Genomic DNA, 13304 nt, shown 5'->3' on the forward strand with positions numbered 1-13304 from the left:
TACCTTGATGTTACTTCAATTATTTTGGGTATATAATCCACTGCATTTTAATCGTTTTAAATCTATGAGTTACGCTGTATCAAGGTGTGGCCGTTGTAAATATCGGGTTAAAAACTGACAAAACACAATTTATGGCTAGTATTCATAGAAAGTTTACATAGAAAATGTTTCATATTACGCAATAACGCGGTACTTTTTAGTTTGGCATCATTGCAAAAATTGCTTGAAAGATAACACTAATTTTCAGTTACTCAGACAAAAGCGCAGATAACCCTATGACAATTTCTCCTCGTACTAAACGGACTTTGCTATGCGCGCTCAGTGGTAGTGTCATGCTACTGGTGCTTTCTAATGCCCAGGCTGACGATGCCAGCCCGATCGCGCCTCAAATCAATGCAAAATCTTGGGTACTGATGGATTATGGCAGCGGTAAAATCCTTGCCGAGTCTAATCCTGATGCTCGTCTTGATCCGGCCAGTCTAACCAAAATTATGGTGAGCTATGTGGTTGGGCAGGCTCTCAAGTCTCATAAGATCACGTCTGAGGACATCGTTACTATTGGTAAAGATGCGTGGGCGACAGGTAACCCTGTACTTCGCGGATCTTCATTAATGTTCCTTAAACCAGGCGATCAGGTGCCGGTTTCTGAGTTGAACAAAGGAGTGGTTATCCAATCGGGTAACGACGCCAGTATCGCTCTTGCTGATTATGTTGCGGGTAGTCAGGACGCTTTTGTGAGCCTGATGAACCGTTATGCTCAACAACTTAACCTGAAGAACACCCAGTTTAAAACAGTCCATGGCTTGGACTCAGATGGCCAGTACAGCTCTGCTCTGGATATGGCGCTCCTTTCTCAAGCATTAATCCGCGATACGCCGGAAGAATATGCGATGAATAAAGAGAAAGAGTTCACCTTTAATCGTATCCGTCAGGTTAACCGCAACCGTTTGTTGTGGAGCACAAATCTCAATGTCGATGGCATCAAAACTGGCTACACCTCTGGCGCGGGATATAATTTAGTATCCTCAGCGGTAGACACCAATGGTATGCGTTTGATCGCAGTTGTTATGGGTGCACCAAGTGACAAAATTCGCTTCAGTGAAAGCGAATCCTTGTTAACCTGGGGCTTCCGCTTCTTTGAAACCATTACGCCAATTAAAGCCGCAGATGCCTTTACTACACAGCGTGTTTGGTTTGGTGATGAAAAAATGGTGCCGTTAGGCGTTGCAACAGATGCATCACTGACTTTCCCTAAAGGGCAGCTGAAAAATCTGAAGGCGAGCTTCGTACTGACTAATCCACAGTTACAAGCACCGATAACTAAAAACCAGGTTGTTGGTACCATTAACTTCAGTTTAGACGGCAAGGTTATCGATCAGCGTCCGCTGGTGGCATTGCAAGATGTCAAGGAAGGTGGATTCTTCAGTCGTATCTGGGATTTCATTATGATGAAGATTACTGGCTTGTTTGGCAGTATTTTCAGTAAGTAACGCCACAGGGTAGAGCGGTGGTACAGCGAATAAAAAAGCGAGGCTAGCCTCGCTTTTTTACGTCTGTGTTTTATCGCATAAACCGAGTCTATATACTTAACCTTTGACCCAACCTTTGCGGATAGGCAGCGCAAAGCTCATACGATAGGCTTTATCTGTTATAGCACTGATTTTTTTACCAAATACGCTCCACACCAGTTGTGAGAACAAGCACGCCAACAATCCGACCAAGAACCCACCCAACATATCCAGCGGCCAGTGCACACCCACATAAATACGTGACCAAGCAATACCCAAGGCTACCACAAAGAGTACGGCACCTGACCACAGGCGATGCCAGCACAAGAAAGCAATGGCAAAGGTGAATATTGCTGTACCGTGATCGCTTGGGAACGAGTTATCAGGCGCATGGTGCAAGAAGGTATAGCCAAAACCTTCAACAAACGGGCGAGCGTGAGGGAAGAACAGAGAAAGTATTTTTGATGTTGTCATGGCAGCGACTAACGCGATGACCGTTTTTGAGACCAGCACGCGCTGCAAATTAATGTGCTGATGATGTCCCCAAAGCCATAAACCAATAATTAACGCAGGAACGATCAGAATCATATCATTGGCCAAAAACATCGCCAGCGCTAAGAGCGCTTTAGGCGATGCTGGCGTTGCATTGATCCAAGTAAAAAGCAGGTGGTTCAACTGTTCCATAAACAGCCCTCATTAAAATTACACAGGTCAATAGCCGACCTAAAATCTATCTATAGATTACTGTTAATCATATAAAAACATGCTAAACGTTAGATTATACTGACCTCTACGTAAAGAGGGTTAACAACTAAAAATAGTTAGTCATTGAACCGCCGTATAGTTTCGTATAATTATTAAATTTATCCAGCTTTTCTTAAGAAAACCTTAAAAAATCAGACTCGGCTTAGCTAATTTACATTCTATTTAAGAATAGGATTATTAGTGTTTTTCTCCCAAAGTTATTAATTGGAGTGAGTAATGGATATTGCCTATGCTCTGCCCGAAGATATTGGCATTCTCAGCCTTTTGGGCCCTGAGACCTATCGTCAGCATTTTGGCAAACTGTGGAAAAATGAAGATGAGTTACAGCAATTTCTAGATAATGATTTTGCGCTTGAGGTGCTGAGCAAGACACTCATTGATGAGGATATTTGTTGGCTATTAGCTCACGACAGGGGAGAGGCTGTCGGGTATGCCAAGATAGATTATCAACAGATTATGCCTAATAGCGCTGCTGTAGGTGCCAAACTGAGTAAATTATACTTGGTAGCAGCCGGCGGATCTCGGGGATGGGGACAGAGGATGATGACGCGCATTGTTGCAGAAGCAACTGCGCAAAAGCAGCCCTTTGTGTGGCTGGAAGTACTCGAAGAAAACGAACGTGCAATTAAGTTTTATCAACGCAATGGTTTTCAAGTTGTCGAGAAGACGTTTTATCGTTCTGCTAGTCAAACAACCGCACTATTTATTATGCGCAGATATATATAATTTAATGACAGATTGAAGGAACAATAAAATTCTCTTTAAGCAAAAAATTAAGAATAGGTAAATATCCTGACGCATATATGCCGAAACATATCTAGCGTCAGGTTTATTTTACTTTTTAATCTGACAATCTCGTCATGCTAAATTCAGCATCTTTTTTAAGATAGGTAGCAGTTCTTTTGGTTGCGATGCACGATAGGCATTGTTGCCTACGGGTAATTGTCCTGGCCGATGAGTAAAGTAATCTGCCTGGATAAATCCATCAGACTGACCATTCATATAGACATGGCGGTCTGGATCGCCATCTCCAACCATAATGATCCCGCCATTCAACTGGCCACGTGCCCGCCATGCCCTGATCGTTTTAGTTTTGCCGTCGGTTTTCATCAAAGCAGAAGGACGCATGCAAAGTGCCCGGTTACCCAGCCAAATAAAACGGTTGGCCACGATATTCTCAGCATCGATACCCCAAGACATCGCTAATGGCCGCACCCATTCAATATATGCGTTGGAGAGGATCCATGGCGTGATATTATTTTCCTTAAGCAAGCGGAAGACTTCTTTCATCTCTTCTGGTAAACGCCCCGTATTCGCACGAACATAATTATTAATATGTGATTTGTGTATAGTGCGCATCAATGCAAGGATAGACGTAATATGCGCAGGGCGGACTTTACCTGATTCAGCGTTTATTTCTGCCAACTTGGCGCGAAATTGTCTTTCATGCTTGTGACCTGTCAATGCCAGATTGAGCACCTCAAGCGAGCTCTCTTCTGGCAGTAGCGTTAGGTCAAAATCAAACACGACATGACTGGGTTTAGGAAGTAATGAATTAACCAGCATCACTATTTCCTATTTGAGATTTGCGAAGACGTCGCCAGGCATGTTTATCCTCTTCAGTCCAATGAGTTGCAGGAATTTTGAGCTCATCGGCAATTGCCTGCTGTACCTGCTGGGCAAACTCAGTTTTAGACTGCCCGGCGCTTTGTTGCATTGGTGACAAAAACGTTAATTTATACTTAACCCACGGCATCATCATCAAGCGCAAGAAGATGGCGCTACCAGATGAGAGAAGTGGGTGAGGGTTGAGTCCAAAAGGTAGCTCAACGCTCAACGCTAACGGAATAACTGGCATCTTGTAGCAAACAAATGCTGAGTGAAAATGAAACAGTCCTTGCCCATTGCCGATTGTTTTTTCTGGGGAAGTATACAGCGTTGTACCTGCTGGATTAGCACGCCATGCAGCAATTCTTCCTGCAAATTCACGACGCTCGGTCACTTTCAAGAATTGCCCCCCAGAGCACACTAGCGCCGCGTAATTACTAAATAAACTGAAAATATTAACCGTCTTAACGGTTGAGTTACCTACCAGCAAGACTGAATGAGGCAAGCCAAGCATATTAAAAGCATCATAAAGACTGATGTGATTGACACTCACTACACAGCCGTCAGTCAGACGATCAATTTCTACTGAGGACAGATTGCATTCCATCCTGTGCCCCATCAAGAACCGTAATAACTTAAGATGATAACGATTTCTGATGGCGTTGGAGAAAGGCAATGCCAGTAAAAAAAGGATAAAAAGACCAATAATCCTGATGAAAACAAGAACAAAACCAATCGGATACCATAAAAGACGCCAAAGACTTTTATATTTCCATACTTTTTCATCACAAAGTGCTGATAATGGAATATGGTCATTAATATTTTGCATTTTCCCTCTTATTCTCTGGGCAATTAAGATATTACAGTATTTTATTATTAAGCAGCTTCTGCCTTGTTGCTCCTGTTCATCCGAGATACCAGTCGTTCCATGTCTATGCGATTGAGGTTGTGAATACCTTTTTCGTAATAGGTTTCTCGCGTCATTTCGTAACGATTATAAATCCCTTGAGGCGTTTCAACCTGGAAGGGAGCAATACGCGCAATCCTATCAACGAGTTTAACCGCCAACTTGTTATTAACATCATTTACACAATACATTTGGTCAAAGCAAATTTTTTCGAAACCGTACTCAAGTGCCAGACAGCCAGAAATGTAAGGGTAAGGCGAACCCCAGTACTGACGTAAAAAGCGGATACCTAAATCAATGCCATCGGCTTTTTCTGCATAGCCAACATAACCCATTAACGGCCCATTTGGTCCCTTGCTAACAGCCCATCGTGACCAGCCTCGAGCCTCTATTTCTTGGCGGAAGCGTTCAATCTCGATACTGGCGGTCGCTAGATTACGGGTTGAGCCATCACCGATAAACTTCATAACCTGCGGGTCTCCAACAAGTTCAGCGTATTTCTCTACATCATTTGGTTCCCAATCGCGCAGGCAAACATCACAAAAGCTGTGGAAGACTTTAGTCATAAGATTACTCCAATTAATTCAAGATGACATGAGTATCGAGATACCCGCAATTAAATGCATACCTAGAATTAATATAGCTGTTCAGGTAACAACGCAATTATGTTCTAGAGATAAAAGCCCCATGTTAGATACCGTTTTATTAGTTATTTTAAAAATTAAAAAAAAATTAAAGAAAATTTGATTTAAATTGTTTTTGGTTTTTAAGTTTATAAAAATCATTGAGTTATAATGATTTTTGTCTCATGGTGCTATCATGTGTTTTCTTTACAATTTGAGCGTTATGTTGATTAACGCTACGCAGTGCTATTGACAATAATTATGATGTTCGCTAGGTGATTTAAACTTGCATACAAGTTTGGTTTTGTTGTTTATTTATTTGATTTTAATGATTTAATTTTCTATTTCTCAGCGGGTGTTATTGATGTTTTTTATATGGAAAAAAAACTAAAAATCACAAAATAAAAATGTAATAAAATGTAAATTGCGCTGTTTTTAACTAAAATCGCCTAGAGGATGAGATCCTTTTGAGGGAATTACTTATATAGCTAATAAATGCATTTTATAAGATATTACTTAGAGTGATTAATGGCAGAGGTGAGATATTACTTAGAAATAACATATCTTATTTAAGATATTACTTAGACAGGTGAAAGAGTTGAATGATTAATAATTTACTGCCGTCATTATGATCACGTAATAAAAAATAACGATTCAAAAAATAATTGTTTTTATATTACAACGGCAAAAAAGCATCTTGCGTATAGATGAGTCAGGTACTGTTAGCAGCACAGAGAAAGTATGACGCTGAGTTGAATGGCGACACTATGCCACTCAGCATAAAACGTAGTTCACCTAGCGATACCAGGTTAAAAGGATAGAGAATGTTTGCATGTGTTTTTAGTTCAAATTAATTGAATGATTTTTGCAAATCAATCCACTATTCATCATCAATGTACAGCAGTATTCTCTTCTCATCGAAAGCAACCGGCTTTCAAAAACAAACAATGAGAAGGAATTTAATCATGAAATCAATCAAAAAAATTGCTGCGATTATCGCTCTTACTACCGTTTCTTTTGGCAGTATGGCTGCTGAGATAGGTACAGTAACCGCAACTGGAGGCACGCTGTCTGGGCTGGAAGCACATTTAGCTGAGAAGGCAGCAGCAGCAGGTGCAACGTCCTACAAAATTATCGAAGCTAGCGGTAATAACCAATTACATGGTACCGCTATACTCTATAAAGAATAATAGCGAAGTAAATGCAAAAAGCAGGGGCTATGTGCCCCTGCTTTTTGCATTTATAAAACAAAAAACCCGTTAACCTTGAACCTAAACAGGCGGGGTTAACGGGCTCTCCAAAGTGGGGACTTTAAAGAAAAGCAGTGGCATAAATAAGACTAGACCACGGCGTAGAAGTTCGCTTAATTTTCAAACAATTTAGTTAAGCCGTTGATTCACCACAGACGTAAATGCCTTATAGATTAACTTCCCGGCCAGATAATAACCATTAGCGTACCGGCAAGCGTCAACAACACGTTGGCAATCGCATAAGTACCGGCATAGCCTAAAGCCGGGATACTGCTACGTGCGGTATCGCTGATGATTTCCATTGCAGGGGCGCAGGTTCGTGCTCCCATGATGGCACCGAATAAAAGAGCTCGGTTCATACGTAGTACATAAGCGCCAAAGATAAAACAGATTACCACTGGCACCAGACTAACGATCAGTCCAGAAATCAGCATCTGGCCACCGATAGCGCCTAAACCGTGATTAATCCCTGCACCGGCGCTCAGTCCCACGCCAGCCATGAATACCATCAAACCAAACTCTTTAACCATATTCAGCGCGCCCTGCGGAATGTAGCCAAAAGTAGGGTGGTTGGCACGTAAGAAGCCGAGCATGATGCCAGCAAATAATAAGCCCGCGGCATTACCAATGCCGAAAGTGATGCTTTTAAACTGGAAGGTAATCAGACCGATCATCAGGCCGACGATAAAGAAGGCACAAAATGCGAGAAGGTCGGTCAATTGACTGTGGATAGAAATAAAGCCAATTTTATCCGCGACGCTTTTCACTCGACGAGCATCCCCACTGACCTGCAAAACATCGCCTTTATTAAGCACGATACTATCGTCGATAGGCATTTCGATTTGGCTGCGGATAACGCGATTCAGGAAACAACCGTGGTCGGTCAAATTAAGCTGGCTAAGGCGCTTGCCTACCGCGCTATTATTCTTGACTACGACTTCCTCGGTCACGATACGCATATCTAGCAGGTCACGGTCGAAGACTTCTTTGCCATTACGAAAACTAGGGTCGAGACGGGAATGCGCATCGGGATAACCTACCAGAGAGATTTCATCACCCGATTGTAATACGGCATCGCCATCGGGCGTTGCCAGAATGCCATTACGGCGGATACGTTCGATATAGCAGCCAGTCTGGCGATAGATGCCTAATTCACGCAAATTCTTACCATCAGCCCAAGCGACTAACTCCTGGCCAACGCGATAAGCACGAATAACGGGCAAATAGACTTTTCGTTGGCTATCGGTATCCAAGCCACGCTCGCGTGCAATTTGCTGAGCGCTGGTAGGCAAATCCTGATGCTGCAACTTTGGTAAATAGCGAGCGCCAAAAATAAGGCTGACTAAGCCAATGAGATAGGTTAAAGCATAACCCAAGCTCAGATTATCAAGCGCAGGGGCGAGGGTGTTACTGCCTGCTAAGGTATTTCGTAATGTATCACCAGCGCCGACTAAAACTGGGGTTGATGTCATTGAGCCTGCTAGCATACCGGCGGTAAGACCAATGTCCCATCCCATAAAGCGACCTAAGCCAAATGCTAGTAGCATCGCAGAACCGACCATTACCAGCGCCAGCATGAGATAGTTTTTGCCATCGCGGAAAAAAATGGAGAAGAAATTGGGGCCGGCTTCAATACCCACACAAAAAATAAATAGCATGAAACCGAGATTTAATGCCTCGGTATTAATGCTGAAATGTTGCTGGCCGAGTAACAAGGAAACGACTAAAACACCAATGGAATTACCTAATTGCACTGAGCCGAGACGCACTTTTCCGAGGCATAAACCTAAGGCTAGTACGACGAACAATAATAGGATGTAGCTGCTATTTAACAAATTTGCGACATTTATATTCACGAGTATAACTTTTTGGTTACCAGCAATTTATTGAAATACAAGTCTGCAAGAGATAAATTCTATGGCGCTAGCCAAGTAGATCCTTTCACAGTATTTGCCTGTCGATGTTCACACGACATTATTCTAGTCCTTGCGCCAAAGAACGGCTAGGGGGAGTCAGGATAATTTCTTGCTTATTGGCAAGGCGTTACATCTACTGAGTCAGCCCGGGCGCAACGATGAGCATATCCGTCATACTTCAAGTTTCAGGGATGTTCGTTATCTTTACTCGCCTTAGCCACATTGTTCACTTAGTGGCAGAGCAGGTCATCGATGACTACTTACCTGCATCTCGATATTTATTGGGTATAAAGCGTAATGAGTTTGGCGTAATTTCCCTCTAAGGAGAGAAGCAATGAGCAGGCTTTCGCCTCTTAATACCATTATTGTGAGTTGTGTTTTATTTTTAATTGTATTCGTTTCGTTAAAAATAAGCTTCGGTAGTGTTAATGATGGTTTAATGTCCCGCGGTAATTACGGCATGTTGCTTTATTTATTACCTGGAATAATTACCTGTTTTATTAACCGCAGCCAGCATGTGCTATTTGTATTTTTAGGCATAATTGCCAGTATTCCATTTTGCTTATTTATCCATAATTTTTTAATTCCGCATCACAGTGAGCAATGGCAGGAAGCCGCTTATTTAATCAGCGCTATTTTTTGGGCAATGTTGGGAGTGATGCTAGTGCTGCTCTATCAGATTTGCAGTGAACACATTAAACGCAGTCACTGATCGGTGGGGCAGTTAAGATGAGAAGGCAAAAGAAAAGGCGCATTAAGCGCCTTTTTGCTGTATGGAGATATTAAGACTGGAACAGAGCCAAATGCTCTTTAGCATAAGCTTCAAAATCAGTGCAGCCACCGATGTGTTTCTGATCGAGGAAGATCTGTGGAACAGTCTCAACAGGTTTACCAACGGTTTTTTCCAGATCTTCTTTACTGATGCCTTCGGCATGGATGTCAACGTAACGGAAGTTGAAATCATCACGTTCTTCAGTCAGTTTTTCAGCCAACTCTTTTGCACGCACACAATAAGGACAGCCAGGACGCCCGAAAATTACTGCAAACATGTAGACTCCTTGATTTTAAGCCTGATGAACAGGACGATAAAAGAATAAATTTAAGGACAAGCGTAGGGAGATTTATCGCCTTCAACACCCATCTCTTTCTATAGCTCGCTACTATGCCTGTAATAGCGGCGGTAAAAAAGAAGTTATTACCTGTCAGTTTGATGCCTTTTGCCTATCGACATGTACGGTAGGCTATCATTTACTAATGATCGGCGATTTTGTGCAGGCGTTTGCTTCGCCGATTGCACAAAATCTCTGCTAATAAAACAATCTTACGATTCCTAACGCGCTCGTGCTTGCAATCAATCTACTGAACCATAATGATTATCTTAGTTTTCCGTACGCTTCCATTGCGGATTTTGATTTATCAAGGACCCATATTATGACGCCCACTATTGACCTCTTGCGTTCACATCGATCTATTCGTTCGTTTACCGAGCAACCACTGACAGCTGAACAGCGAGAAGCGATTATCGCCGGGGCTCAAGCCGCTTCTACCTCGAGTTTTTTACAGTGCTCGTCGATCATTCGTGTCTCGGATCCCGTCCTGCGTGAAAAATTGGTTTCGCTTACTGGAGGGCAACAATATGTTGCTAGTGCCGCCGAATTTTGGGTATTTTGCGCCGATTTTAACCGCCATTACCAAATCACGCCGACTGGTGAACTCGGCTTGGCAGAGCAATTAATCTTGGGTTGCGTAGATACCGCTTTAATGGCACAAAACGCGATGATTGCAGCAGAATCAATGGGGCTTGGTGGCGTATTTATTGGCGGGATTCGTAACGAAATCGATGAGGTTATCTCGTTGCTTAAGTTGCCCAAATATGTTCTGCCACTGTTTGGTTTTTGTATTGGTTATCCGGCACAAGATCCGAGTGTTAAACCTCGTTTGCCGCAGGCGCTACTGGTTCATGAAAACAGCTATCAGCCGTTAGATACTGCACTTCTTGATAAATATGATCATGACTTAGAAGCTTATTATGCGCAGCGCGATAGTAATACTCGTCAGGATAATTGGAGTGCGTTTATTATTCGTACGTTGCAACAAGAAAAGCGACCATTTATGTTAGATGCGTTGCATCGCCAGGGTTGGGCGACGCGTTAATTGACAACGGAGCGTCAGATGAAAATCGCTATTCTTTCTCGCGACGGCAGTTTGTATTCGTGCAAACGCCTGCGTGAAGCGGCGTTGTCTCGTGGTCATGAAGTCGACATTATTGATCCGCTTTCCTGCTATATGAATATTAATCCAGCGGCACCGACCGTGCACTATCGTGGTCGGCAATTGGATAAATATCAGGCAGCCATCCCTCGTATCGGTTCTGCTATTACATTTTATGGCACGGCAGTACTGCGCCAATTTGAAATGATAGGGAGTTTCCCTCTTAACGAGTCGCTTGCTATTACGCGGGCGCGAGATAAATTGCGCTCAATGCAGCTCCTCGCGCGAGAAGGTATTGATTTGCCGACAACCGGTTTTGCACATTCACCTGATGATACTGCCGATCTTATTGCGTTAGTTGGCGGTGCTCCGCTGGTGGTTAAACTGGTTGAGGGCACGCAGGGAATTGGTGTCGTGCTGGCTGAAACCAGGCAGGCAGCGGAAAGCGTGATTGATGCTTTTAGAGGGCTTAACGCCCATATTTTAGTGCAAGAATATATCCAGGAAGCACAAGGGCGAGATGTTCGCTGTTTGGTGATCGGCAAACGAGTGGTTGCGGCCATTGAACGTCAGGCTAAAGCCGGTGATTTTCGTTCAAATCTACATCGGGGAGGAACCGCACGTAACGTTACTCTGACCGCTGCTGAGAAAGTTATCGCCGTCAAAGCAGTTCAGACATTAGGATTAGATATCGCTGGGGTGGATATTTTACGTTCAAAACGCGGGCCTTTGGTGATGGAAGTTAACGCCTCTCCAGGGTTAGAAGGGGTAGAAACTACCACGGGTAAGGATATTGCTGGCATGATGATTGATTATATTGAGCAGCATGCTAAGCCTGGATTTTGCCTTAAATCAGGGGGCTGATCTGATTTACTCCGCCTTTAGCTGTTATTGAACGTTAATAAGGCAGGATTGATCATGGCGTTAGCAGACAAATTTCCGTAAGCTATCGCCGTTTAGGCTCGAACCAATGATTTATGTGTTTGGGCTTCTCTTATATTTCCGTTGTACTTAAATACCTGAGGCATATTATATGGATTCACTCGTTGTCCCTGATATCGTGTTGCTGCGGCGTTGGCTGGATCAGCTTGGTATCTCTTTTTTCGAGTGTGATTCTTGTCAGGCACTCCATTTGCCACATATGCAAAATTTTGACGGTATTTTTGATGCTAAAGTCGACTTGGTCGACAATGTCATTTTATTCTCTGCTTTGGCTGAGGTTAAACCTACTGCGCTCATCCCGCTAGTTGCAGACTTAAGTCAGATTAATGCCAGCTCTTTGACCGTAAAAGCTTTTGTAGATGTTCAGGATGACAATTTACCTAAGCTGATTGTTTGCCAGTCATTGGCCATCGCGGTAGGGATCAGTATTGAGCAATTTAGCTATTTCCTGCAGCAAGGTGAGGAACAGATGTCAATGATCATCCTTGAAGCGCATGCCAACGACCTATTATTTGCTGGTGATGACGAACCTGTACCAGAAATTACGCTTGGCCATCCGATGCTACATTGATAGCGGATTTGATAGTGGATGCCCGATAAGAGTCGCTAAATAGCGGCTCTTGTTGTCTTTATTGTCAATGGTTGTTATTTCAATATATCTTATATCTGCCATATAGCCTCTATACTTGACGTTTCTTTTGTGTTGACTACATTACTCGCCTCGTTAGGGACGCTGTAAGCAGCGTTCAAATCTACTCCATATTATTTTGCTGATCTTAAAAATTATGGATTTATTTTTAATCAGAAATGGTCTTTATTACAAAATAGTATTTCACCCGGGATTGTTTTTTCAAAAACCTCTCGCATTAACCTTATAAGTTATCCGTCATTGTCGTGATGACACTATGTTAGAGAGTGAAAATTAACGTGCAGGGTGGATCGACACGTATTATATTCATCCCATCTTATTCGGAACGAGGGGGGAGAAAACATGAAGTCAGTTTTTATTCCTGTTCCGGTAATGGTGGGTGCAACAGTCATCATTGCTACCCGTCTTCTTGAGTTTGTATTAATCCTCAATTTATTAGGGGTAGATGGCGTCGTCGAGTTTATTCGAGCCTGCAGTGCTACCTGGTTCAATAGTCTTATTCTGTTAGCCAGCCTGCTGATTGTGATGATTGAATGTCAGTGCGCCTTTGCTATGACGCGTGCCCGTAATTGGGGACGTAAAGCTTTTATCATTTGTCAGATTACCGTTATTTGCTATCTACTCTTGGCGTCATTTGAATGGTTTGTACCTAAAATATTCTTGCTAGAACCCGATGAGCAAGGACATTTTATCAACGATTTATTACTACAAAAAATACCCGATATCCTCGTTTTATTGTTGCTATATTTACCGGCTAGCAGTCGCCGTTTTTTCTTACCACGCAGATAATCCGTCCCTTTCTACGCCAACTCACCAAATGAGATTGTGTATCCACAGTGGATGGTGAAACATCGCTGTTGTTGATATGAGGCCATTGGGTATATACGACTATTCGGTATATACTACGCGCCAACTTTTTTCGTTT

14 protein-coding genes are annotated in these 13304 nt (G+C 42.8%); 8 read left to right on the forward strand and 6 right to left on the reverse strand.

Annotation, left to right across the window (positions count from 1 at the left end; translation table 11 throughout):
* The first annotated feature begins 275 nt into the window (after positions 1–275).
* The gene (locus tag ACL9RG_RS02255) at positions 276–1490 is read left to right on the forward strand and encodes a serine hydrolase (RefSeq protein ID WP_422790930.1); all 1215 of its coding nucleotides are present in this window, start codon (positions 276–278) and stop codon (positions 1488–1490) included.
* 96 nt (positions 1491–1586) lie between these two features.
* Here ACL9RG_RS02255 and ybjG read toward each other — a convergent pair whose 3' ends face one another.
* Positions 1587–2192, reverse strand: a complete 606-nt coding sequence (gene ybjG / locus ACL9RG_RS02260; RefSeq protein WP_422790931.1) for an undecaprenyl-diphosphate phosphatase — start codon at positions 2190–2192, stop codon at positions 1587–1589.
* A gap of 297 nt (positions 2193–2489) precedes the next feature.
* Between ybjG and ACL9RG_RS02265 the strand changes: the two genes are divergently transcribed.
* Positions 2490–2999, forward strand: a complete 510-nt coding sequence (locus ACL9RG_RS02265) for a GNAT family N-acetyltransferase (protein ID WP_422790932.1) — start codon at positions 2490–2492, stop codon at positions 2997–2999.
* Positions 3000–3131: 132 nt separating this feature from the next.
* On the opposite strand, the gene ACL9RG_RS02270 is transcribed toward ACL9RG_RS02265, so the two are convergent.
* Genes ACL9RG_RS02270 through ACL9RG_RS02280 form a run of 3 tightly spaced genes read right to left on the reverse strand, consistent with a single transcriptional unit; the run spans position 3132 to position 5354 of the window.
* Positions 3132–3839, reverse strand: coding sequence for an HAD-IB family phosphatase (locus ACL9RG_RS02270; protein WP_422790933.1), 708 nt, complete (start codon positions 3837–3839; stop codon positions 3132–3134).
* Positions 3829–4710: a hypothetical protein gene (locus ACL9RG_RS02275; RefSeq protein ID WP_422790934.1), complete on the reverse strand. Its 882-nt coding sequence runs from the start codon at positions 4708–4710 to the stop codon at positions 3829–3831. The genes ACL9RG_RS02270 and ACL9RG_RS02275 overlap by 11 nt, the downstream gene beginning before the upstream one ends.
* 47 nt (positions 4711–4757) lie before the next feature.
* Complete coding sequence (locus ACL9RG_RS02280; protein WP_422790935.1) at positions 4758–5354, reverse strand: GNAT family N-acetyltransferase; 597 nt, start codon at positions 5352–5354, stop codon at positions 4758–4760.
* 1022 nt (positions 5355–6376) lie between these two features.
* On the opposite strand from ACL9RG_RS02280, the gene ACL9RG_RS02285 reads away from it, so the two are divergent.
* Positions 6377–6601 (forward strand): YdgH/BhsA/McbA-like domain containing protein, encoded by a 225-nt coding sequence (locus tag ACL9RG_RS02285; protein ID WP_422790936.1) that lies wholly within the window; start codon positions 6377–6379, stop codon positions 6599–6601.
* A 233-nt stretch (positions 6602–6834) separates the two neighbouring features.
* Here the strand turns inward: ACL9RG_RS02285 and ACL9RG_RS02290 are convergent, their stop codons facing one another.
* On the reverse strand, positions 6835–8517 hold the full coding sequence (locus ACL9RG_RS02290; RefSeq protein ID WP_422790937.1) for an aspartate:alanine antiporter: 1683 nt from the start codon (positions 8515–8517) through the stop codon (positions 6835–6837).
* Positions 8518–8911: 394 nt separating this feature from the next.
* On the opposite strand from ACL9RG_RS02290, the gene ybjM reads away from it, so the two are divergent.
* Positions 8912–9289 (forward strand): inner membrane protein YbjM, encoded by a 378-nt coding sequence (gene ybjM / locus ACL9RG_RS02295; RefSeq protein ID WP_422790938.1) that lies wholly within the window; start codon positions 8912–8914, stop codon positions 9287–9289.
* A gap of 70 nt (positions 9290–9359) precedes the next feature.
* On the opposite strand, the gene ACL9RG_RS02300 is transcribed toward ybjM, so the two are convergent.
* Positions 9360–9626: a GrxA family glutaredoxin gene (locus tag ACL9RG_RS02300; RefSeq protein WP_422790939.1), complete on the reverse strand. Its 267-nt coding sequence runs from the start codon at positions 9624–9626 to the stop codon at positions 9360–9362.
* A 382-nt stretch (positions 9627–10008) separates the two neighbouring features.
* Between ACL9RG_RS02300 and nfsA the strand changes: the two genes are divergently transcribed.
* The 4 genes from nfsA to ACL9RG_RS02320 all read left to right on the forward strand — a co-directional run bounded on the left by nfsA (position 10009) and on the right by ACL9RG_RS02320 (position 13168).
* Positions 10009–10731, forward strand: a complete 723-nt coding sequence (gene nfsA / locus ACL9RG_RS02305; RefSeq protein ID WP_422790940.1) for an oxygen-insensitive NADPH nitroreductase — start codon at positions 10009–10011, stop codon at positions 10729–10731.
* Between the two features lie 18 nt (positions 10732–10749).
* Positions 10750–11652 carry a 30S ribosomal protein S6--L-glutamate ligase gene (gene rimK / locus ACL9RG_RS02310; protein ID WP_422790941.1) on the forward strand — a complete coding sequence of 301 codons (903 nt, stop codon included), beginning with the start codon at positions 10750–10752 and terminating at the stop codon, positions 11650–11652.
* A 169-nt stretch (positions 11653–11821) separates the two neighbouring features.
* A complete protein-coding gene (locus ACL9RG_RS02315) occupies positions 11822–12301 on the forward strand; it encodes a YbjN domain-containing protein (protein WP_422790942.1) in 480 nt (159 codons plus the stop codon).
* 420 nt (positions 12302–12721) lie between these two features.
* Complete coding sequence (locus tag ACL9RG_RS02320) at positions 12722–13168, forward strand: YbjO family protein (RefSeq protein WP_422790943.1); 447 nt, start codon at positions 12722–12724, stop codon at positions 13166–13168.
* The last annotated feature ends 136 nt before the right edge of the window (positions 13169–13304 follow it).

Origin of the sequence: Rouxiella sp. Mn2063, assembly GCF_049319665.1 — a bacterium.
GTDB lineage: Bacteria > Pseudomonadota > Gammaproteobacteria > Enterobacterales > Enterobacteriaceae > JBMOUD01.

Coding starts and splice junctions, on each gene's coding strand:
- ACL9RG_RS02255 (WP_422790930.1), top strand. CDS start 276: ATGACAATTTCTCCTCGTACTAAACGGACTTTGCTATGCGCGCTCAGT.
- ybjG (WP_422790931.1), bottom strand. CDS start 2,192: ATGGAACAGTTGAACCACCTGCTTTTTACTTGGATCAATGCAACGCCA.
- ACL9RG_RS02265 (WP_422790932.1), top strand. CDS start 2,490: ATGGATATTGCCTATGCTCTGCCCGAAGATATTGGCATTCTCAGCCTT.
- ACL9RG_RS02270 (WP_422790933.1), bottom strand. CDS start 3,839: ATGCTGGTTAATTCATTACTTCCTAAACCCAGTCATGTCGTGTTTGAT.
- ACL9RG_RS02275 (WP_422790934.1), bottom strand. CDS start 4,710: ATGCAAAATATTAATGACCATATTCCATTATCAGCACTTTGTGATGAA.
- ACL9RG_RS02280 (WP_422790935.1), bottom strand. CDS start 5,354: ATGACTAAAGTCTTCCACAGCTTTTGTGATGTTTGCCTGCGCGATTGG.
- ACL9RG_RS02285 (WP_422790936.1), top strand. CDS start 6,377: ATGAAATCAATCAAAAAAATTGCTGCGATTATCGCTCTTACTACCGTT.
- ybjM (WP_422790938.1), top strand. CDS start 8,912: ATGAGCAGGCTTTCGCCTCTTAATACCATTATTGTGAGTTGTGTTTTA.
- ACL9RG_RS02300 (WP_422790939.1), bottom strand. CDS start 9,626: ATGTTTGCAGTAATTTTCGGGCGTCCTGGCTGTCCTTATTGTGTGCGT.
- nfsA (WP_422790940.1), top strand. CDS start 10,009: ATGACGCCCACTATTGACCTCTTGCGTTCACATCGATCTATTCGTTCG.
- rimK (WP_422790941.1), top strand. CDS start 10,750: ATGAAAATCGCTATTCTTTCTCGCGACGGCAGTTTGTATTCGTGCAAA.
- ACL9RG_RS02315 (WP_422790942.1), top strand. CDS start 11,822: ATGGATTCACTCGTTGTCCCTGATATCGTGTTGCTGCGGCGTTGGCTG.
- ACL9RG_RS02320 (WP_422790943.1), top strand. CDS start 12,722: ATGAAGTCAGTTTTTATTCCTGTTCCGGTAATGGTGGGTGCAACAGTC.